The following is a 20292-nucleotide window of genomic DNA, read 5'->3' as shown; positions in this document are numbered from 1 at the left end:
TGTGGCACAGCTCCCTTTCCTTACGAGTCAGGGACAAGTCTTAAACTGAAAACTAAAGTCGATCAGCATGCTGACAAGCACATGAAAACTTTGCTTGATCTTTCTGCAAAAACCGCTATTCAACATGATAAAGAACTAAGAGATTATTATTTAAAACGATTAGAAAAGGGGAAATCAAAAATGAGTACCATTAACATCGTTCGAAATAAGATCTTATATAGAATGTTCGCTGTGATTAAACGTCAAACACCATTTGTTGAGAGCTACTTAGAAACTTTTTTGGCAGTTTGTAAACCTTAGAATACAGGGGGGACAGGGAGGGACACGGGAAGTTTGTAGTTTCTGGTTTGTAGTTGGTTAGGTTGGAGAGGCATTTGGATGGCAGGCATTATTTAAGAGGAAAAAACGGTTCGCTTCGCTCAATATAATTTTCACCACATAGGACACATAGGGAACACATAGACACATAGGCAGTTTGTAGTTTGTAGTTTTTAGGTTGTAGTTGGTTAGGTTGGAGAGGCATTTGGATGGCAGGCATTTTTTAGGATGAGGGATAGGGTTCGCAGGCTCACTATTATTGTTTTTACCACATAGTCACATAGTGTGGACATACGCACAGAGAAAGTTTGTAATTTGTCGTTTGTGGTTTGTAGTTGTTTAGGTTGGAGAGGCATTTTGATGGCAGGCATTTCTTAAAATGAAAAAGAAATTCAGCACATAGGCACATAGTGTGGACATAGACACATAGAGTAGACCACAAGAAAAGAAGGGCATTGGTGTTCGTCTTATTGAGACGACAGGACGAGGGAGGATAAAAAAAGTACTATTGTCAAACCGGTTTTTTGTTTGGTTGCAACTATTCATCTTTGCGCCAAAAATCAAATGAACTTCCCTGACGATTTATATTATACCAAAGAACATGAGTGGGTACGCATTGAAAACGAAATGGCCACTATTGGGATCACGGATTTTGCCCAGGGTGAATTGGGTGATATTGTTTTTGTTGAAGTCAATGCAACAGGATCTGCATTAGTAAAAGACGCAATTTTTGGTACCATTGAGGCTGTGAAAACGGTTTCCGATCTTTTCCTTCCAATGGGTGGCATTATAGAAGAGATCAATCCTTTATTGCAGGACAACCCGGAATTGGTTAATACTGACCCTTATGGTGACGGATGGATCATCAAATTAAAAATTGAAAACGGAAACGAGATCAATGAATTGATGAATGCGGAAACTTACCGGGAAATGGTTTGCTGATCAGGAGAACTATAAGAGAGATTACAGAGCAATTAGCAAGTGATGACAGGGGCTTTTGATCAGGGCGCAAAAAAATTGAATGCCCGTGAGCAAAATGTTCACGACGTTACTTTTGAACTGAATAAAGATTATTCGTAATTCGCCATTTCTTTGGTAAGAACTACTTCCTCCTTTTCCGCCACAACGGGGACAACCACATGTAAACAGCAACCCTGTTGAGGAGCAGCATCAATTCGCACAACGCCACCGAAGATCTTTGCACGGCTTATAATATTGTTGATGCCCATTCCATTTGTTTTTATCCGGCTATCAAAGCCTTTACCATTGTCTTTAACCTTTAGAATGATATTGCCTTCTTTTTGGGAAAGGGTAATCCAAACTTTTGTGGCTTCCGCGTGTTTGATAATATTATTCAACTGTTCCTGTATAATGCGGTATAGTGCCAGCTTCTGGCTCATATGTAGTGGCCCATGGTACCTGGCATGATTAAATGTAAATTTCAGGTTGGTTGAAAATCCCACCATTTCAATTAATCCATTTATAGAGTCGATGAGTGAACGTGTGCCAAGCGTTGGCGCTGACAACTGGTGCGAGAGATTTCTTATTTCGCCAATGGAATCATTGATCAACTGCATGCTTTTGAGAATCAGGGGGTCATCTACTTTCTTTGCAGACATTTCAAGGTAAAGCTTTACCGTTGTCAATACCTGGTTTACATTATCGTGCAGTTCGCGACTGATCCATTCCCTCTCCCGCTCTTGTACTGCGATCATTTGTTCTGTTAATAAACGTTGATACCGCTCTTCTTCTTTCGAAAGATGGTCTGCCAATTTGCGCCGATGTAGTAAGAAAAGAGTTATCAGGTAAGAAAACAGAATAACAAGTACAGAAATAATGATACGGGGCACAATATATCTTGGCTGTCTTAGTGCAAACCGTCCCAGGATGTCCTGTTCCGAACTACCTACAGTGGCGATTATGGGGTACTCTTTTAGTTTGCGGTAGCTGAACCAGGTTGGAATTTGCCTGATGGCATCTTTGGCAAAATAGAAACTATCAGCATTATGAGCAACGTGAATAAATAAAGGACTTTTGCGGATATCTTCCCCGGAACTCTCTACCATCCCTGTTCGCCTGGCATAGGTGATACCGTCGGGTGCAATGAGCGAGATAATGTCATTGGGCAGCAATCGCGCCTGGGAATAGAAAGAGGTAAAGGTAGAAGGATCAATCTGAAGAGCAGCTACTCCTGCAAAACGACCTTTTGAATCGTTAAGCCTTCGACTGATTACAAGTACCTGTCGCCCTGTTGACTTTGATATCAATGGCTTGCTGATTATTAAAGAATCGATACTGTTGTGTGCATGAAAAAGAAAATAGTTGCTGCCTGAAAAATCATTAACCGTATCGGCAGGGTAAACAGCGTTTGACATTTTCACCATACCATTGCGATCAATAATGTCGATGCCCGCGACGAAACCATGGTTTGATGAACTTTTTTCTATCATGGTTCGTACATTCAATGTATCGCTTTTTGCATATTCCATTTTGATCATCTGCAACAGCGCGTCGGCATTATGGAGCGTGCTGATGGCGTATTGTTCCAGCGCCACCGCAAGATTGGAATTTTTTTCAATAGCAAATTGAATGGAATCTTTTTTATCAAAGGATCGCTGGCGGAAATAACTCAGCCATATTAATGTGAGGATGAAAAAGCCCAGGGCGCATACTGGCAGAACGACACGGCTGCTTTTGGATGGTTTGATTTTCATAAAATCATAGCAATTGGATTTGGTATAAAGAAACTACAAAACTCATTTGATTGCAAATGAGTTAATGTGAAATGTGTGCAGGTGTTTTTTTGTGGGTTAGCTGGGAACAATTCAAAATGCCTCCATCAGCTAATTAAACTTTGAGGGTTATTAGCTATTGATCATAGTTTTTCCTTTTTATATGGCCCTCATGTGGGCAAGGATCCTGTCTAAACTAATTTTAGACGAATGGGAAAAAGAAAAGTACTATTAAGTGAATGGAATTCGTAGAATAAGAGGGGGCTTCTATGTTGTGGTTTGTAGTTCTTTGGAATTTTGCCTTCGGCAAGTTTTATATGTCACTTTCTTTGCTTGCCCAAAGAAAGTAACCAAAGAAAAGGCACCGCTGCCGTCCCGCAAATAGCGGGACTCCGCATGCGCAGCGGGAGGCCATCGCACAACGACCTTTACTACTGGTTATTAGATGCATTATGACCACTCTCTTTCCTTGAAATTGTAAGTCACTTCAGTACACTAAATGGTTTTAGATCGATCACGTAATATGCGGGGAGGCTGAAGGCGCTGAATTGCGGAGGGTACGATGGCGATGAAAGGTAAAGGAATCGAATTTCCGCAATGAGGCGCTGCAGGCACGCTTTTAATTCGGACAGTTTTTGCATTGAGGATGCCTGAAGGAAGGTTGAAGAAACTTTATTTATTACAATCATGTTTTATTGAAGAACAATTTTGTAAATGGTATTGTTTTCTTCGTATCAACAGATGACGGTTATAGTAGGCCGCTCATCGCAATGATTTATTTTTTTATGGGGAAAATTATCGGTGTTGAGTGAAGGCTGGCATCTAAGTACTAATAACTACAAATTAGATCGTGCATCTGTGCCCCGGAATTCTTCTATGAGTAGTATAAATGAGATAACAAGTGGGAGCGCTTAAATGAGGATGGCACTCCTGTAAAAGGATTTAAGTCATAAAGACTGCTCCTGATGCCCCGGCATAAACCTCTTCACCGGTACTTGGAGTCAAAGCCGTCTCCCACCAAGGTTAAAGGTAAATACACAATGAATAACTGAAAAAATTTGATACTGTTTATTCCATTTTGGATGGGATTTCAAACCCTTTGTTGATCAGATTTGCAAATAGTGCCCTTTCCGTCTAATGAAATATTGCACCTAGAAATTGCAGCATAAGCGCAATATATTGCGCTTTAAAGAGCTAATTAAGGATTCCTGAGGGATTATTGGCTAAAAGCGCAGCATGTTGCGCTTTTTGTTGTTAATGTGGTGGATTATGGGTATTTTTACCTGAAAAGCGCAATATAATGCGTAATACAAAGATAAAAATAGGAGAAATCATAAAGGAGCGTCGTGAAATGCTTGGGTTAGTACAATCCGATTTAGCCAATATCAGCGGTGTTAGTATACGTACTATACAATTGGTAGAAGGCGGTAAGGCTAATCCATCTATAGATACCCTGATACAGATTGCTGACCCTTTAGGACTGCGTTTGCAATTGATTATTAAGGATCCTACTCAAAAAGAAGAGGTATGATATGGCCGGCATAAACGTATCTGCAAAAGTTTTGTACAATGGTAAGCTGGCGGGTGTGTTAAGCAAGAGCGGCAGCCGGTACTTATTCAGCTATGATACCGATTACCTGCAAAGCCCAGGTGGTCGCCCGGTAAGCATTACCCTACCCCTGCGTAAAGCGCCTTACGAAAGTGATACCCTGTTCCCGGCTTTTATCAATATGTTGAGCGAAGGTGCTAATAAGCGTATGCAATGCCGCATGCTGAAGATTGATGAGAATGATTATTTCGGTCTACTACTGGCTACTGCCAAAGACGATAGCATTGGCCCGATTACCATTGAACAAATGACATGAGCCTTCCGGATATACAATATTGCCCCTCTACCCTGCAGCCAGGCTTTTCTACCTATAGCCCGGCTGCACAACTGGCCCTTTTTGGATCACGTAGCAAAAAGGTATCGCATATTTTACCTTTTGGTCCGCCCGGAAAAAACCCGGAACTGACAAGGGAATACAATGAAAAAAGAAAATCAATCAGCATCAGTGGTGTACAGGAAAAATACAGCCTGCTACTGCAAAAAAACAGCCTGGTCCTGACGGCAAGGAAGGGCAGCCACATATTGAAACCTGTGCCCACGGAAAGGCTGGAACTGGTAGAAGATATGCCGGCCAATGAGCATGTGAGCATGCAGATGGCAAGGCAGGTATTTGGTATTAAAACAGCAGCCTGCGGAATGATCTTTTTTGATGATGGATCACCAGCCTATATTACCCGGAGATTTGATTATAAAGCAGACGGGAGTAAATACCAACTAGAAGATTTTGCCACACTGCTGGGAAAGTCGCCTGAAAAAGAAGGGGATGATTATAAGTATAATGCTTCTTACCTGGACATTGCACTGATGATTCAGCAGTATGTGCCTGCAACCACTATTGCCCTGATGCAATATTTCAGGCTGGTGGTGTTTAACTATCTTATTGCCAACGGGGATGCTCATTTGAAAAATTTTGCCCTGATAGAAAGTGAGCAAGGGGATTATATACTGGCACCTGCCTATGACTTAATGTGTACGGCTTTGCATATTGATGATTCGAGCCTGGCACTGAGAGATGGCTTGTATGAGGTAGATACAAAGGAATCTTCCTATCTAAATTTTGGAACGTATACGAAGCAATCGTTACTGGCATTTGCCCAAAAGGCCGGTTTGCCGCCAACCCTGGCCGCAACGATCATTGATGAAGTAATTCAGGGGACATTAAAGGGAATTGAAATGATTGAGCGGAGTTTTTTGAGTGAAGAGGCTAAGCGGAAGTATATTGAAATTATCGGGGATAGAAGGAGGAAATTGCTGTATAGGTAAGTGAGGGGTTTCGCAGGCTCACCAAAGAATTAAACCACGGGGACACGGGCGACACAAAGGAGCACAGAGAGATTGCCACGAAAACGCTAAGGCGCAAAGGAGCACGAAGAGCAAATAGCAATTTGTTTTCTATGTTGATATGTTTAAACACTTTTACTATGTGGGCAGGGATCGCAAGCTCACTATGAGAATATTGATTCTTGAATATTGATATATTTCAGGGTCTGTGTCTTACCTCAAATCCCGACCACAAGGCTTGATTGAGATAATGTGATCCGGTGAATAAGTGATCGGGTAATAAGGCATTGGCACAGGTCAGTAATTTTACGGTATTATAAATGGCAGATGGCTATTATTTTTGCCGATTCCAGCTGGTGATTGCCTGTTTACTGATTACAAGCTTATTAGAAAGTTATCCACAAACAGTGCATAGATAAAGCTGTTTTTTCTTTTAAATCAAATAATTTAGCAATGGTCACGAAGGATCAATTGGAGAGATTGTATGAAGGTAAAGGCAAGGCACTCTTTACATACCTTGAAAACAAAAACAGGGGTGGTACCAATAATGCAAAGGGTAATAGTTTTGAAAATCAGTTTGCTGTGTTTACCATAGCCGATCATTTTAATAATGGAGGCGAGGCTGCTCAAATTCATTTTTCGGCCCAGACGCTAAATTTTATAGATGACCTGGTTGTAAAAAATGAAGTTGACCAGACGGTAGAACATTACCAGATCAAAGATGTTCAAAGCCTGAGCTGGACGAGTAATCCACACCCGATTGATGAGGATTTCCGAATGCAGCATGCTCTTTGTACGGACAGGGGTGAGACACCTCAACTTGAACTGGTAGTTTCGAATGATCAGCTAAAGAATGAATTGGAAGAAGCAATGACTGATGATCTTAAAGCAATTGTATCAGTTCATTATTTTCCGAATGCAGATTCCATCAGTAAGCTGCTGAAGGTAAACGTTGAAGTAAAAAATGCTCTAACAAATATGTGTGCTCTAACCAATCCAAGTACTGATAAGTTAGATGCTTTAGGAACCATTGTTTTAGGAGCCTGGAGCGGAAGTGATCAAAAGCAGGTTAGTTTGGAAAGCATTCTTGATGCCTGCTACGGACACAACCCGCATTATATAAAAGGGTTTGACAATCGTATTTCAAAAGGATTACAAACAATTTTAGACAGAATTGAAAATTTCAGTTATGCCATTGAAAATGGCTACATCCGATGGAATTATGATGATACAGATTATGGAGTAATTTCGTACAGGATCGGGAACCCGGAATATTTTAATTGGGAAAGTGAAGTGATACATGCCGATGCGAACAATTTTGAAGAACTGGAAAGCTATTTAGTATAATGAGCAGACAATACCAGGAAGATATAGCAAACGAAAAAGTAAAAAGATTACTGGAAATATTAGTTGATACCTCTGTATCTGCTGACACCTATGGTGAAATCATGTATCAACTTGGATTGGCTTTTGGACCCCTCATCAGAAAACGTGTTAAAGAAAAAAGTGCAGTAACATTAGCCTGCACAGTTGAGGATGCGGATCATTTAGCAAGAGGAATTATCGACTACCTGGAACATCACAAAAGCAAAGTATTCTTAAATGTTTTCTGGAATAAGCGCTTCAAACCAGCTGGCATTTCCGTGGCACCTATTGTGAAACAATACCATGATAAAGAAAGCATAAAGACTAGTACGATAATCATTATCAAATCGATCATCTCCAGTTCCTGCGTAGTACGTACTAATCTTACCAGGCTAATTGAAGAATATGTTCCGGAGCAAATATTAGTAGTGGCACCAGTGTTAATGAAAGGCTCCCTGCAAAAACTTGAAAGTGAATTTGATGCTGCAATCAGCCGTAAATTTGAATACCTCTATTTTGCTGAAGATGATGTGCGCAAGGATGGTATCATTATACCTGGTATTGGGGGCGATATTTACCAACGCCTTGGTTTTACCGACCAGGAGGATAAGAATCGATATATTCCCAGAATCGTGAAACTGAGAAGGAAGAAGATTGGATGATGTGAGTGGTATGCATTTCTAAATAGCATACATTTTTCCAAAATCGTATCAGCAGTATTATTTGGTTTGAGGTTAACCAAAATCTTTAGGCAAAATTCAAAGGCTTCTTCGTATTTCTTAAGCTCCTGCTTTAGCTAATTAACAGAGACATTATTTTGCATGGCTGATCAATTTATTGACTCTATTTGTCATTATAAACGGATTGGCATTCAAGAATAGTGTCAATAACCTCTTTTAAAGCGGATGCATTAATATAGCCGTGATATGGTTTATTGTATTGTGTTTCCTGGCCATGAAGTATTAAGTCACGGTTTTCCTTGAAACGCCGCCTGAGAAAATCAAGGCGTGTTTTTAGGGAGATTTGCACTTTTTGAATAGGGTCTATTCGTTTTACTTCCAGATTATTATAGTTCACTCTTGTATAGTTACCGGTTAACAGCGTGACACGGGTGGCAGATAATTCCAAATCTTCTTTCCAGGGAATGTTTCGGAGAAAATTGTCCAGTGAATTGTATTTTTTATCAAAAGGATCAATTGATAATTTTTGCTTTTCGACCAGGTAGAGACCGAGGCTTCTGACCATTCCTTCGATGCTTGTAAGCAATAGCAAATTAAAAGCCTTGAAATATTTTTTTTCATAACAACTGAAGGCCTCATTAATTGTTTCGATATGTCCCGCGTAGGCAGAAAAGGCTTCCTCATTTTTTTGCAAGGTCGCTTTGATTTCGGAAATTCTACCAGGTGCCCTATTACCAAGTTCTTCGAGGGTGAGCTTACCTCCTGCAATCTGTATTGCTTCGTGAACCGTTAAATCTGAAATCCAATAAACATCTGCCACTACTGACCCATAATAAGAATTAACGGAAAGCAGTATGAGGTCGGGATCAAAAATGGGCCTGAACAGGCCTACAGTTTTGCAATGGTTCTCTATTTTTTCTTTGTCGAGCTCCACAACGAGTTCGGTGATGTAATCGCAGATATTTTTAATACAAGTTTTGCTTCGTTCTTTCTTCCAGTAACTGAGTGTATCAAAATTCAACCCGGGTTTTTTTATGTGCTGGTCGCAAATGATGCCGCAGGTATCGAGGTATTGCTTGATTAACCGCTCTCTTTCCCTGCATTTCCGTTCAAATTCATTTTTTGGTTCACCAGGAAACAATTCTGTTTTCATTGCATGAATGATCTGTCCAACCGTAGCCATTTTTGTAGATTCCATTCCAACAGAATTAACTAAACAATACGTTTCTATTCTTCGAATTTTTTTATTACCTCGATGACTTTTCCATTTATCCTGAATTCATCATCATTATGGATAAAAATGGGATGAAAGGTCTGTGAGGATTCAGAAAGAAGAACGAGCCGTTCATTGGTGCGGTCAATCCTGAATTTTTTAATATTGGCCATACCATCAATAATGCACAGGACATAGTCGCCGTCTTTGGGCGAGACCTGGCTGCAATCAATTATTACAAAATCGCCCGACTCGACTGATTTTCCCTTGATGTTTGCTTTGTTCAGTGAATTGCCCTGGGCTTTGATGGCAAAGACATCTTTCTGCTTGGGGATTAGTTTTTTAGAAACCTTCAGGTACCCTTCAATATTACCATGGGCATAAATGGTTGCCGGGCCACAGTTTGCAGAACCCAGGATGGGAATGGAAATCAGAAAATTTTTTGAATCGCTCCTGGTTGTGGTCCTGGTTATTTTTTGATTTTTTGAATCGATAGTAATAAACCCTTTTTGTTCCAGCTGCGTTAAATGATGCTTTATTTTTTGGGGAAGGTTTTCGCCGATAAGACCACCAATTTGTCTTAATGTAAGATTGCCAATATTTTCCCGGGAAATGAGATTGAGCAGTTTTTCCTGTATGGAGTGCATAAATGGATTGAATTGTATAAAACTAAGTAAAAAATGTGTATAATTTAAAACTTGACAGACTTGACAAACATGACGGGCTTTTGTATTTTGAGATTGAATTCAAGGTTTGAGTTCCGGCTATTCTCCCCGATCCGTAAGTATGGGGATCATTTCTCACTCATTAAATTCTAAATCATGAGTAAGAATCAACACGTGGTGCCCCACGGTAATCAATGGGCAGTTAAGGGAGAGGGTAACAGCAAGAATACCCATATCACACAGACGCAATCGCAGGCCATTGCCCTGGCTAAGGGTATTGCTCAAAATCAAAAGTCTGAGTTGTTTATCCACAACCAGCAGGGACAGATCCGGGAACGGAATACGTACGGTGATGACCCGAACCCACCTAAGGGTTAACGCCTAACTGTTGCGGTTTTTTGATTTTAAAGGTTAGTAAAGGCTGTCGAAGATGGCCTTTACTGTTTTCATAAAGAGGTTGACGAATACTAGTCAATGGTTTTAAAGCTCCGCCATTTTACTCACCGAATGGTTTCATTAGCTAATCGCACTGACGTAACGATAATAGCTTCGTAGACGGAGATTGCTTTGTCGCTTATACCTATTTCTCGCCGAATGGTTTTTCAAGCTCCGCGCAATGAAGGGAAGAGATAGGCCTCGCTATGAGGGTAACGCCTAACTCTTATATATTTCTTTCAACATATCCATCATCCAGACATTGATTTCCCATTGATCGCTGATGGGAGTGCCGGTGGTTGGAGTGTTGACCATATAGGGATGCGGACCGAACTCGGGAGTTATGGTGAGTATTTCATTTTGTTTTTTCTTTTTCTCTACTACCCTATCCCACCATCCAAGATGCTTTTCCAGGACCAGTTCATGTTCTTTCATCCTGGGATCACTGACCTGCGGACCTTCGGGGTAACCTACCCTTGCGTGGATATGATCTGTTCTGTCAATGGCCAGAGCCATGGCTTCCTGCTGGTCTTCTAAAAGGGATTCGGCTACACAAACCCAATGGGATGCATCAAGTGTGATACGTAACCCGGGATTCCTTACCAGGTACTGGCGGGTAACATGGGCAGCGAAAGAAAATTTATTCCGGTGGGTTTCATGAACAACTTTTATTTTGTTCTTCCTGGTCTTTGTGGCTTCACTGATAATTTCTTCATTCAGGATATAATTGAAAAAATCCTTGCCTGTCTGTGAATTGATCTTTTCTACAAGATAAGGATTGATCTTATTCAGCCAGGCCCTGTAAGCAGCGAGATGATTTCCAAAATCTGCTTCGTAAGTATCATAGTGCTGTGCTATTATTTTCAAACCATGCTTTGCTATAAGGTTCCATACTTCATCCAGCTCCTTCCCTGTTACTGTCCTGGCAATGGCGTATTCAATACCATCGTAGCCTGCATCTTTTACCTTGTTGCAGAAGCTGTCCCAGCCCAGGTGCTCACTCCCCCACCTGGGGCAATAATATTCGATCACTATAATTCCGTTTTTATTTTTAAAACTTCAGGTCTTAGATACGGCTTGTTTAGATCTACTGTGCCTTTCCATGCATAGGGGTCTTTTCCTGCTATCATTACTATGTCTCTCAGGTCTTCGGTGGCTGGTAATTTTCCATCCTGGTCCCAGGGAAGCATGCTCTCGGCACTCATGTAGTGGTTGACCAATGCGGTGCGAAAACAATCTTTTGTTTTATTCCTAAGTGAACTATGGAGCGTGTAGCCATTGAAGAAAACTACTGAGCCGCTTTTTACCTCTACGGGAATAGCCTGGTCTTTATAATCCGTTACATCAATTGTGTCCACATCTGCGTATTCCTGGCTTTCATTCTTTACTCTTTTCATCATCCAACCTGGTCTGCCGGGAATGATCCATAAACAGCCATTTTCTACCGTGGCATCGTCAATGGCTATCCAGGCGCCTACTAAGGATTTATCTCTTGTGGGTATGTAATACTCGTCCTGGTGCCAGGACTGTCCTGCCTTGCCGGGGCCTTTTACGAATAACATGGACTGCATGCTTTTCAGGTTGGGGCTTACAATGTTGACGAGGATATCTACAATTTTCTGATGGAATAAAAAGGCATAGACCAGCTTTGATATTTTGTGCGGGAAATGGATGGCTACGTATTTCTTTAATACTTCGCTATCGCTTTCGTTTTTATCTACCGGAAGCATGCCTTCTACCTGGCCTCTTTCACCGCGGAAGATGGCTGCTGTTTCTTTTTTGAATTCGGCAATGTCTTCTTTGGCTAGTAGTGCGGGTGCGACGAGGTAGCCATATTGTTTATAGAAGTCAATGTTTTCATTGGTGATGGTTCCGTTGATGATGGAGTTTGCTTTATTCATAGAAAAATAGAAAGGGTTTATGGTTTGTGGTTTTTTAGGTTGGAGATGCGTTTTGATAGCAGGCTTTTCTTAGGATGAGGAGGATGGTTCGCAGGTTCACTATAATATTTTTTACCACATAGGCACATAGTGTGAACATAGACACATAAGCAGTTTCTAGTTTGAAGTTTGAAGTTTGAAGTTTGAAGTTTTTTAGGTTGAAGATTCATTTTGATAGTTGACATTTCTTAGGTTGTGGTGGATGGTTCGCAAGCTCACCATTTACTTTTCACCACATAGACACATAGGGTGGACATAGGCACATAGGGGTTAAGAGGGTGGTACAAATAGGGTTTCGATTTGTTCGAGGGTTTTGCCTTTGGTTTCTTTTACTTTAAAGAGCATGTAGACAAAAGCCAATGCACAAAAGCCGGCGTAGCAAAACATGGTTGAGGCTGTGCCCAATTGTTTTGTCATGACCGGAAACGTATAGGTGACCACAAAATCAGCTAACCACAAACTTAGGGTGGCGATGGATAAGGCCAGACCTCGAATTAGATTGGGAAAGATCTCTGAGAGATAGACCCAGGTGACGGCGCCTAACGTGCAGCCGAAGGCCGCTACATACAGCAGCATGAAAATGAGGACTACATAATGCCCGAAATAATTGTATTGAAAACATAGTGCTACGGCAGTTAGAGAAATACCCATTACCAGGCTTCCGATCAATAAGAACTTCTTCCTTCCGATTTTGTCAACGAGTCCAATGGCGATGAGCGTTGAGATGACATTGACAACTCCAATGCCGATTGTCTGGAGCAGCGATGATGAAGAGTCCATTCCTGTTTGTTTAAAGATCACGGGGGCATAATAGAGAATGGAGTTGATACCTGTGACCTGCTGAAAAACAGCTACGAATATACCAAGGAATAATACGGGCCGGTACCTGCTGACGAATAATTGCTTTAAGGAAGACCTGTCCTGGTGATGAAAGCTGTTTTCTATTTCTTTGATCTCTTTTTCTATTGATTCACTACCGGATATGTTTTGCAGTATTTCTTTTGCTTCCTGCCTCCTGGCTTTTTGAATGAGCCATCTTGGCGTTTCAGGCACGAGAAGGAGGCAAAGAAAAAACAATAAGGAAGGACCGGCCTGGGAGGCGAACATCAATCTCCAGTTGTTTACACCCGCGCCATCAAATATATAATTGGAGAAATAGGCCAGCAATATCCCGAACACAATGGCCATCTGGTAAAAAGCTACCAGCCTTCCTCTCCATTTGGCGGGAGCCATTTCGGCAATATACATGGGCGATACCATGGCTGCTGCGCCAACACCAAGGCCACCAATCAAACGGAAAAAAACGAAGATGGAAAGTTGATGGGATAGCCCTGCACCAATACCTGAAACGGCGAACAACAGGGCACAAATAAGGAGTGTAAATTTTCTCCCGTATTTATCGGCAAAGGCACCTGCAAATATGGCACCGATGGCACATCCGATCAATATAGAACTTACTGACCAGCCCAGCATGTACTCATCCAGGTGGAAGTAGGCTGTTATGTAAGGGATGGTACCTGAAATAATTGCCGTATCAAAACCAAACAACAATCCTCCCAATGCAGCTACGAAACTGACAAGTGTAATAAAGGTTTTATTCAGCTTTTCCTGTTTTTTCCTGTGAAGAGAAACAAGACGTGCAGATGGTGTGGGGGTATTGAACGTTGGCATGGTTTCCTTTTTATTTCTTTGGCCAAATTGTTAGGTTGTTGAAAGTTTCAAAGGGTCCTGCATTTGGTGTGGTGGTATTTCTTTTCTTTCCAAAATAGTCAAGATCAATGGACAGGGCCGAACCATCGGGATTTTCAAACCGCTGATTGGGGATTTTTACTTTTCCAAGAACGTCAGATGTTATTAAAGTTCCCTTTTGTGCGGGGCTGCTCCAATTCAGCAAAACAGTTCCATCATCGTTAAACCTTAACTGTGGTTCAGGCGAAAGCATACTATGGCTATTGGTTTCGAATGCCCCTGGCGTTGCTCCATTGGTATACAGATTTCCATCAGCCATTACATTATACTCCACACTGTCGTATACATCGAGTCCTTCATGCTGCTTAACATTTTCGGGTTGAAAAAATGCATATGCTGGTTTGGCGGTTTCCTTTTTGCCGGTAAAAACATTATTGTAATAACGGTCATCCCCGCCCTTTATATTTTGGATCCCTATCCACTCCGTGGTGTGAGGTTTAAAATATGGTGTTCTTCTTCTTTGTTTGAAAGTGGCAACGGTTCCTCCAATGATGTTGTGAAGAAAGGCTCCACCTTCGCTCCAGTCCTGGATAGCATTGGTGGAAAGAAAAATATTGTTGTCAATGACAAAGGGGCCGTGGTCCACCTCCAGGAAAAGATCGGTATTGTCATTATCATGAAAGAGGTTGCGGCTTACTCTTGTGCCCTGGGCCATCCAGTCAAGCCAAAGTCCAAGGTTGGCATTGTGAATGTAGTTGTCGTGTATTTGCACATCTATGGCTGCATGTAATTTGATTCCCGCCATCTCAGCTCCGCCAAAAGGTCGATAGGTATAGACGTTGAAAATATTATTGTCGTAGATCTCGCTGAAAGCTCCGCCGAAGCTGCCGCAGATGCCGGCCTGGCCACAGTTGAAGATGGTGTTGTTTCTTACAATGTGCGAACCTATTGTTGCCTTGTTCCATCCATTCACAATCACGCGGTGTACCAGATCATTATAGTGCACGCTACCATCAATGCTTCCATCCTTGCTCCACATATTGTCGCCTGTACCCCTGTCCTTGCCGAGTGTAATGCCTGTGCACCTGGAGTTGCTGATGACGTTGTCTTCAATGATCCAGCCCTTGCTCCAGTTGGTGCCGATCAAACCCGGTTGTTCAGCAGTTGGCGCCGCCCATTGAGTTGCCGCCATGCTCATGTGAAAGCCCTTGACAGTGATGTAGTTGATATTATTTTCTTTGGGATAAAAGCAAGCAGGCCTTACGTTTACTTCTACGGTTTCTTTATTGGGATCGTAATCACCGAACCTTGCATAGATGGTAGTTTTGCCGCTATCGCTCCTGCAGCTCCAGGTATAGCGGGCGGGCATCATTTCTTTGGGTTCACCATGGCGGACCATGACAGGAATGTTATGGAAAACATTCTGAAGGGAATCTTCGGACAGTGGCTTTTCATTTAAATACACTTCTCCTGTATGCAGCCAGCCTCCATACCAGTCGCCCCAGACCTTGTCAGTGAATGGATTGTATTTGCCAAAGAAGGAATAAGGCAATTTTACTTTCCAGAGGTCTTCTTTCATCTTTACCCAGCCCTTTACTATTTCCGATCCTTTGATCACCACTTTTTCACCGGGTGCAGCTGTATATACAATTCGCTTTTTGTCTGAACTACCCCCGCGTGGAGGTTGCACCATTTCCCGGTACACACCTGCATGGACAATGATGGTTTCCCCGGGCTGCGCAACCGATGCCGCTTTGCTAATAGTTCGAAATGGATGTGATGCGATTCCCTTACTATCATCATTTCCTTTTACGGATACATGATATTGGGCGTCAACGTTTGTAGCATATAATACTGAAACAAAGAAAATAAATGATCGAAACATCCTGGAATCGATGCCTAAGAAATCTTTTGATTGCATAACACGGCCTTATTTGTCCTTCTGTAGGACGACCTGCAATCCGTTAGGTACTATTTTGCTTCAAAAATGTTGTCATCCTAAGGCAAAACCGAAGGACCTTCATACTTTATCCAATTATGTCAAAGAGCGAAGCTATTCTCTAATGGATTTAAAGCAATACATACCTGGTCGGAGGTTTACTTTCACCGAATCCTTTAACTGGTTCCCGCAATGACGGGATAAAATGGCAGCTTCGTAGAGGGAGATTGCTTTGTCGCATTAGCATATTACTGACCGAATGGTTTTTCAAGCTCCGCGCAATGACGGTAAGCTTTATGGTTCTTGCTTCCTAGAAGGAGATTATTGAGAAGGCTTATATTTTATTTTTGTCTCGATGAAATAGTTGCTTCCCGAAATAATCGGGACAGGTTGTCGCATAAACATAAGCTTCACCGAATACTTTTTCCAGCTCCGCGCAATGACGATAAGTTTTATGGATTTTCTCCTTAACAGCAGATTGCTTCCCGACAGGCGGTTAAAAAATTAAATATAAATAAACGACTGGGGTGGTGTAGCTTGAAAATCCTTCCTGATACATAGGGGCGTTTTATATTTTTTTGCCTTTTTGACTTTAATGGCGTGGCCCATTTGTTTATTCAAAAAATAGCTGAAGAAAAAATTTTCTGAAATACCTGAGTGCGTCTTAGTTTGCTTCCAAAGCTCAACTACATCTAATGTGAGTATACTGTCTATTTCAAATTCCCCGATTACTTTTTGAACAGGCGATGAGGCGTATACTACTACTTTTCGAACATCTTTATTCTTAAAAATTGTCCGCCTGAATTCATAGATCTTTTCACCATTGAATATTTTCTCAGCAAATTCCGGCTTAATCGACAATAAGACTCTCATTACCTTTTGACTCCTTTAAAACCAAAAGTAATTGATCATGGCTGATTTTAGAAAAACCCCGGGGAACACTCATAATATCCGGAATAATGCCCAATTGGACCAACTTATCCAGGTTGGGACGTTTGGGCAGTAATAGGTACTGAGTTTTGGTTTTTCTAATTTTGAAAGGGACTATTGGGACTTTTGGGACAATGGGGACTGTGGGGATGGATGGAGTGAGAGTTATGGGGGTATAAAATTGAGCGTATGCAGTGCATAAGAATTTTTACCTGGTTAGTTTTCATCATTTTGAAGGATTGGCGATAAGCCCGGCGTATCAGTTAAAGCGTGCGGACATTAGGGACTGGCCCAGGAGGGCGTTGAACGCCGGGCTATAGTAAACTTTACATCAACCCTTTTAAAACAACTCAACTCGTTTGAACAGCTGTCACGCCAACCTTTTCAGAAAGGGAACCGGAAGGCACCACGCCAAAGCCCATGTTGGTACTGATGGCAATACGATTCCAGGCATTGATGGCGACAACCGCCATAATTATTTGAGCTATGAAACTTTTATCAAAAAACCGTTCGGCATTTTTGTAGGTTTCATCTGATAAGCCATGATTAGCGATCAGTGTTACTTCTTCTGTAACAGAGAGGATCGCTTTTTCTTCGTCGGTAAATAACCCGGTTTCGCGCCACGCATCCAGCAAGAAAATACGCTGCGTGGTTTCACCATGTTTAAGGGCATCCTCAGTATGCATATTGATACAATAAGCACACTTATTGATTTGAGAAGCCCGGATCTTGATCAGGTCTTTTTGTGAATTTGTCAACTGAGTAGTGGCCAGGTAGCCTTCAAGTGCATACATAGCCTTATAAGCCCGAGGTTGTGTTTGTTCGATATTTACTCTGTCTTCCATTTCAATAGATTTTAGGTTTTGAAAGTGTAAAGTTCAAGCAAGGATGGCAGAAAAAACTTAAACTAGTTTAAGAACGCTTTTTCTTCCTGATCTCGCTTAAGTACTCAGGAGTGAATCCTAAAAAAGAAGCGAGCAGGTGCTGTGGTATGCGCTGAACAAAATCGGGGTAATGCTCATCAAAATGCTGAAACATTTCTTCTTTGGAAAAATCATACAGGTATTTCATCCTCATTTGGAAAGCCGCCAGGGCCCGCTGGTATATCAACCTGAAATAGCGTTCCATTCCAGGAATCGCGGCCACCAATTTTTCCTGCGATGCATAGTCAATATAAAGCAAACTGGAGTTTTCGACAGCCTGTATATAAAATTCGCTCGGGCGCTTGTGTTCGTAAGCAAAATGATCAGTGATCCACCAATTCTCGATGGCAAATTCAGTTGTCTGCTCAACACCTTTTTCATTGACGAAGAACTTTCTGAGGCAGCCTTTCACAACGAAATGGTGGTAGCGGCAAATAGTTCCTGCTGTAAGCAGGTTCTCCTTCTTTTTAACCTCCTGCTCTTTGAAGAAGAGCATTATGCCTGAGAACTCTCCATCGGTTATGGAAACAAATTTATTAATATGGTTTTTTAATACCTCTGCCATGTGTTGCTACTAAATGAGCGTGGTAAAAACTAACAGTTTGCATTGCTATTGTGTTTTTGGGAATGTTCAATGAAAGTTTGGCTGTGTGTAACATGGCTTACGTTTAAAGATTAAGGTTTGGAAGGATTGACTATACAATCCACAAGCGCATTATTTTGCTACCACTAACCAAAGGTCCTAAATCGAAACAAAAAAGCCAGAGAAAACAGGTGGGGCAAATGAAATAGCTTTAGAATGCCATCTCCAGTTCATAAAACTAAAAGCTAAGGCCATGATTAACAGACCAAAATCTGTAGCCGGTATTCAAATACCAGACAGTACCATTGCCACACAAGCTACTGAACTTTTGCTTGAGCATGGTACCGAGTTTCTTTACAATCATTCTTTGCGGGCATTCCTGTTCTCTTCTTTGAGAGCGAAGGATCAAAAGATTCCACATGATGCGGAGCTGCTGTATGTCAGCGCTGTATTTCACGACCTTGGGTTGACTGCGCATTACAGTAGCCCGGACAAGCGCTTTGAAGTGGACGGCGCCAATGCAGCCAGGGCGTTTTTGAAAGGACATGGTCTTTCGACACAGGCCATCCAGCTGGTATGGGACGCAGTGGCACTTCATACTACAGTAGGAATTGCTCCTTACAAAGAACCCGAAGTGGCACTGATGAATTACGGTGTTTCACTGGACGTTGTGGGCAACGGTTATGCAGATTTATCCGAAGCGCACCGCCAAGAAATCATCAGCCAGTTTCCGCGAACGGATTTCAAGAAGAAGATCATCCCTACCTTTTTCGAAGGGTTCAAACATAAAACAGGAACCACCTACGGCAGCATCAACGCTGATATTTGTGCTTATATGATTCCCAATTTTGAACGCAAGGATTTTTGTATGGCCATTTTGGATTCTCCGTGGAAAGAGTGAGAGGATGGTTAGAGGGGTGGGACAATGGGGACATGTGGGACAGTTTTTTGAAGATGCTGAAAGGTGTGGGACAAGAGGGACATGTGAGACAGATTTCTTTAGACGTGAACTGATTTACTCCTAGTTTTTCGTTTGGGGCGGAAGAGAAGGCATTACGGAGAGTGTTAAAAAGCCGGGAAGCAGATGACGGGATAAAATGGAGGCTTCGTAGAGGGAGATTGCTTCCCGAAATAATCGGGACAGGTCCTTGCATATACGTATTATTCACCGAATGGTTTTTCAAGCTCCGCGCAATGACGGGAAGGTATAGGCTCAGTGCAATGACGGGAAGGTATAGGCTCCGTGCAATGACGGAAATGAGGAGGCATGCAATGACGGGATAAAATGGAGGCTTCGTAGAGGGAGATTGCTTCCCGAAATAATCGGGACAGGTCCTAGCATAAACGTATTATTCACCGAATGGTTTTTCTAGCTCATTGCAATGACGGTAACCTATTGGTCTCGATAAAATTTTGCTACCCTAAATAATCGGGACTGGTTGTCTCAGGTATAAATCACAGCTTCGTAGAGGGAGATTGCTTCCCGAAATAATCGGGACAGGTCCTAGCATAAACGTATTATTCACCGAATGGTTTTTCTAGCTCATTGCAATGACGGTAACGTAATCGTACGGCGGACGACAGGGGGTAAAGCCTATCATCCACCATGTTTGGTTAAATAATTTTGTTTTAAAAGACTTCTAATTATGGATTACTGAGCTATGCGGCTGTTCCAATACTGCGGCAGCAGGTCTTCGATTCTGGATGCAGGATGTGTTGGCATTAGTCTGATCACACTTTTAAGCCAGTTATAGGGATCTATATTCTGAAGTTTGCAGGTTGCAAGCAGTGAGTAGATCATTGCAGCGTTCTGTGCAGCTTCATGTGAACCGGCAAACATGTAATTTTTTCTTCCAAGCGCTATAGGTCGTATAGACCTTTCAATAAGATTGGTGTCTATTTCCAACATGCCATAGTGCAGGAACCTGGAAAGTTCTTCTTCTCTTGCGCAGAAGTAGCCAAGTGCTGTTTTGATCGGCGATTTCTTCTC

20 protein-coding genes are annotated in these 20292 nt (G+C 41.9%); 9 read left to right on the top strand and 11 right to left on the bottom strand.

The features are described 5' to 3' along the window. Both BP74_RS20900 and gcvH read left to right on the top strand, forming a co-directional pair. On the top strand, positions 1-300 hold a 300-nt coding region (locus BP74_RS20900; RefSeq protein WP_496377382.1), incomplete at its 5' end, for a transposase. Positions 301-846: 546 nt separating this feature from the next. Further along, positions 847-1260: a glycine cleavage system protein GcvH gene (gcvH, locus tag BP74_RS20895; RefSeq protein ID WP_496377380.1), complete on the top strand. Its 414-nt coding sequence runs from the start codon at positions 847-849 to the stop codon at positions 1258-1260. Between the two features lie 128 nt (positions 1261-1388). Here the strand turns inward: gcvH and BP74_RS20890 are convergent, their stop codons facing one another. Further along, complete coding sequence (locus BP74_RS20890; RefSeq protein ID WP_496377378.1) at positions 1389-3032, bottom strand: cache domain-containing sensor histidine kinase; 1644 nt, start codon at positions 3030-3032, stop codon at positions 1389-1391. 1318 nt (positions 3033-4350) lie between these two features. Here BP74_RS20890 and BP74_RS20885 point away from each other — a divergent pair. The 5 genes from BP74_RS20885 to BP74_RS20865 all read left to right on the top strand — a co-directional run bounded on the left by BP74_RS20885 (position 4351) and on the right by BP74_RS20865 (position 7967). Next, positions 4351-4581 carry a helix-turn-helix domain-containing protein gene (locus tag BP74_RS20885; protein WP_496377376.1) on the top strand — a complete coding sequence of 77 codons (231 nt, stop codon included), beginning with the start codon at positions 4351-4353 and terminating at the stop codon, positions 4579-4581. A gap of 1 nt (position 4582) precedes the next feature. Then, a complete protein-coding gene (locus tag BP74_RS20880) occupies positions 4583-4915 on the top strand; it encodes a HipA N-terminal domain-containing protein (RefSeq protein ID WP_496377374.1) in 333 nt (110 codons plus the stop codon). After that, positions 4912-5922, top strand: coding sequence for a HipA domain-containing protein (locus tag BP74_RS20875; protein ID WP_496377372.1), 1011 nt, complete (start codon positions 4912-4914; stop codon positions 5920-5922). Before BP74_RS20880 ends, BP74_RS20875 begins: the two co-directional genes overlap by 4 nt. 471 nt (positions 5923-6393) lie before the next feature. Further along, positions 6394-7287, top strand: a complete 894-nt coding sequence (locus BP74_RS20870) for a hypothetical protein (RefSeq protein WP_496377370.1) — start codon at positions 6394-6396, stop codon at positions 7285-7287. Beyond that, a complete protein-coding gene (locus BP74_RS20865; protein ID WP_496377368.1) occupies positions 7287-7967 on the top strand; it encodes a hypothetical protein in 681 nt (226 codons plus the stop codon). Before BP74_RS20870 ends, BP74_RS20865 begins: the two co-directional genes overlap by 1 nt. A gap of 181 nt (positions 7968-8148) precedes the next feature. Here BP74_RS20865 and BP74_RS20860 read toward each other — a convergent pair whose 3' ends face one another. Next, positions 8149-9183, bottom strand: coding sequence for a hypothetical protein (locus tag BP74_RS20860; RefSeq protein WP_496377366.1), 1035 nt, complete (start codon positions 9181-9183; stop codon positions 8149-8151). 29 nt (positions 9184-9212) lie between these two features. Next, complete coding sequence (locus BP74_RS20855; protein WP_496377364.1) at positions 9213-9845, bottom strand: LexA family protein; 633 nt, start codon at positions 9843-9845, stop codon at positions 9213-9215. A 174-nt stretch (positions 9846-10019) separates the two neighbouring features. Here BP74_RS20855 and BP74_RS20850 point away from each other — a divergent pair, with 174 nt between their 5' ends. Then, entirely contained in the window at positions 10020-10241 is a 222-nt protein-coding gene (locus tag BP74_RS20850; protein ID WP_496377362.1) for a DUF2188 domain-containing protein, read from the top strand. A gap of 276 nt (positions 10242-10517) precedes the next feature. Here the strand turns inward: BP74_RS20850 and BP74_RS20845 are convergent, their stop codons facing one another. The 7 genes from BP74_RS20845 to BP74_RS20815 all read right to left on the bottom strand — a co-directional run bounded on the left by BP74_RS20845 (position 10518) and on the right by BP74_RS20815 (position 18284). After that, positions 10518-11330 carry a sugar phosphate isomerase/epimerase family protein gene (locus tag BP74_RS20845; RefSeq protein ID WP_496377360.1) on the bottom strand — a complete coding sequence of 271 codons (813 nt, stop codon included), beginning with the start codon at positions 11328-11330 and terminating at the stop codon, positions 10518-10520. Then, positions 11330-12199 carry a phytanoyl-CoA dioxygenase family protein gene (locus BP74_RS20840; RefSeq protein WP_496377358.1) on the bottom strand — a complete coding sequence of 290 codons (870 nt, stop codon included), beginning with the start codon at positions 12197-12199 and terminating at the stop codon, positions 11330-11332. Before BP74_RS20840 ends, BP74_RS20845 begins: the two co-directional genes overlap by 1 nt. 309 nt (positions 12200-12508) lie before the next feature. Beyond that, entirely contained in the window at positions 12509-13909 is a 1401-nt protein-coding gene (locus BP74_RS20835) for a sugar porter family MFS transporter (RefSeq protein WP_496377356.1), read from the bottom strand. 10 nt (positions 13910-13919) lie between these two features. Further along, a complete protein-coding gene (locus BP74_RS20830) occupies positions 13920-15848 on the bottom strand; it encodes a right-handed parallel beta-helix repeat-containing protein (protein WP_496377354.1) in 1929 nt (642 codons plus the stop codon). Between the two features lie 522 nt (positions 15849-16370). Further along, positions 16371-16739: an ASCH domain-containing protein gene (locus tag BP74_RS20825; RefSeq protein ID WP_496377352.1), complete on the bottom strand. Its 369-nt coding sequence runs from the start codon at positions 16737-16739 to the stop codon at positions 16371-16373. 407 nt (positions 16740-17146) lie between these two features. Then, positions 17147-17641 (bottom strand): carboxymuconolactone decarboxylase family protein, encoded by a 495-nt coding sequence (locus BP74_RS20820; protein WP_496377350.1) that lies wholly within the window; start codon positions 17639-17641, stop codon positions 17147-17149. Between the two features lie 67 nt (positions 17642-17708). Further along, entirely contained in the window at positions 17709-18284 is a 576-nt protein-coding gene (locus BP74_RS20815; protein WP_496377348.1) for a Crp/Fnr family transcriptional regulator, read from the bottom strand. Between the two features lie 271 nt (positions 18285-18555). On the opposite strand from BP74_RS20815, the gene BP74_RS20810 reads away from it, so the two are divergent. Further along, on the top strand, positions 18556-19203 hold the full coding sequence (locus tag BP74_RS20810; protein ID WP_496377346.1) for an HD domain-containing protein: 648 nt from the start codon (positions 18556-18558) through the stop codon (positions 19201-19203). Between the two features lie 750 nt (positions 19204-19953). Here BP74_RS20810 and BP74_RS20805 read toward each other — a convergent pair. After that, the coding region (locus tag BP74_RS20805; RefSeq protein ID WP_496377344.1) for an IS66 family transposase at positions 19954-20292 on the bottom strand (339 nt) is incomplete at its 5' end.

The sequence above is a fragment of the Flavisolibacter ginsengiterrae DSM 18136 genome, assembly GCF_059568575.1.
The sequence above is the reverse complement of the archived record's forward strand: the minus strand, read 5'-3'. Positions and strand labels throughout refer to the sequence as shown.

Excerpts from the sequence above, each read along its gene's own strand:
- BP74_RS20890 (WP_496377378.1), bottom strand. The coding sequence starts at position 3,032 with ATGAAAATCAAACCATCCAAAAGCAGCCGTGTCGTTCTGCCAGTATGC.
- BP74_RS20885 (WP_496377376.1), top strand. The coding sequence starts at position 4,351 with ATGCGTAATACAAAGATAAAAATAGGAGAAATCATAAAGGAGCGTCGT.
- BP74_RS20880 (WP_496377374.1), top strand. The coding sequence starts at position 4,583 with ATGGCCGGCATAAACGTATCTGCAAAAGTTTTGTACAATGGTAAGCTG.
- BP74_RS20875 (WP_496377372.1), top strand. The coding sequence starts at position 4,912 with ATGAGCCTTCCGGATATACAATATTGCCCCTCTACCCTGCAGCCAGGC.
- BP74_RS20870 (WP_496377370.1), top strand. The coding sequence starts at position 6,394 with ATGGTCACGAAGGATCAATTGGAGAGATTGTATGAAGGTAAAGGCAAG.
- BP74_RS20865 (WP_496377368.1), top strand. The coding sequence starts at position 7,287 with ATGAGCAGACAATACCAGGAAGATATAGCAAACGAAAAAGTAAAAAGA.
- BP74_RS20860 (WP_496377366.1), bottom strand. The coding sequence starts at position 9,183 with ATGGAATCTACAAAAATGGCTACGGTTGGACAGATCATTCATGCAATG.
- BP74_RS20855 (WP_496377364.1), bottom strand. The coding sequence starts at position 9,845 with ATGCACTCCATACAGGAAAAACTGCTCAATCTCATTTCCCGGGAAAAT.
- BP74_RS20850 (WP_496377362.1), top strand. The coding sequence starts at position 10,020 with ATGAGTAAGAATCAACACGTGGTGCCCCACGGTAATCAATGGGCAGTT.
- BP74_RS20840 (WP_496377358.1), bottom strand. The coding sequence starts at position 12,199 with ATGAATAAAGCAAACTCCATCATCAACGGAACCATCACCAATGAAAAC.
- BP74_RS20835 (WP_496377356.1), bottom strand. The coding sequence starts at position 13,909 with ATGCCAACGTTCAATACCCCCACACCATCTGCACGTCTTGTTTCTCTT.
- BP74_RS20830 (WP_496377354.1), bottom strand. The coding sequence starts at position 15,848 with ATGCAATCAAAAGATTTCTTAGGCATCGATTCCAGGATGTTTCGATCA.
- BP74_RS20825 (WP_496377352.1), bottom strand. The coding sequence starts at position 16,739 with ATGAGAGTCTTATTGTCGATTAAGCCGGAATTTGCTGAGAAAATATTC.
- BP74_RS20820 (WP_496377350.1), bottom strand. The coding sequence starts at position 17,641 with ATGGAAGACAGAGTAAATATCGAACAAACACAACCTCGGGCTTATAAG.
- BP74_RS20815 (WP_496377348.1), bottom strand. The coding sequence starts at position 18,284 with ATGGCAGAGGTATTAAAAAACCATATTAATAAATTTGTTTCCATAACC.
- BP74_RS20810 (WP_496377346.1), top strand. The coding sequence starts at position 18,556 with ATGATTAACAGACCAAAATCTGTAGCCGGTATTCAAATACCAGACAGT.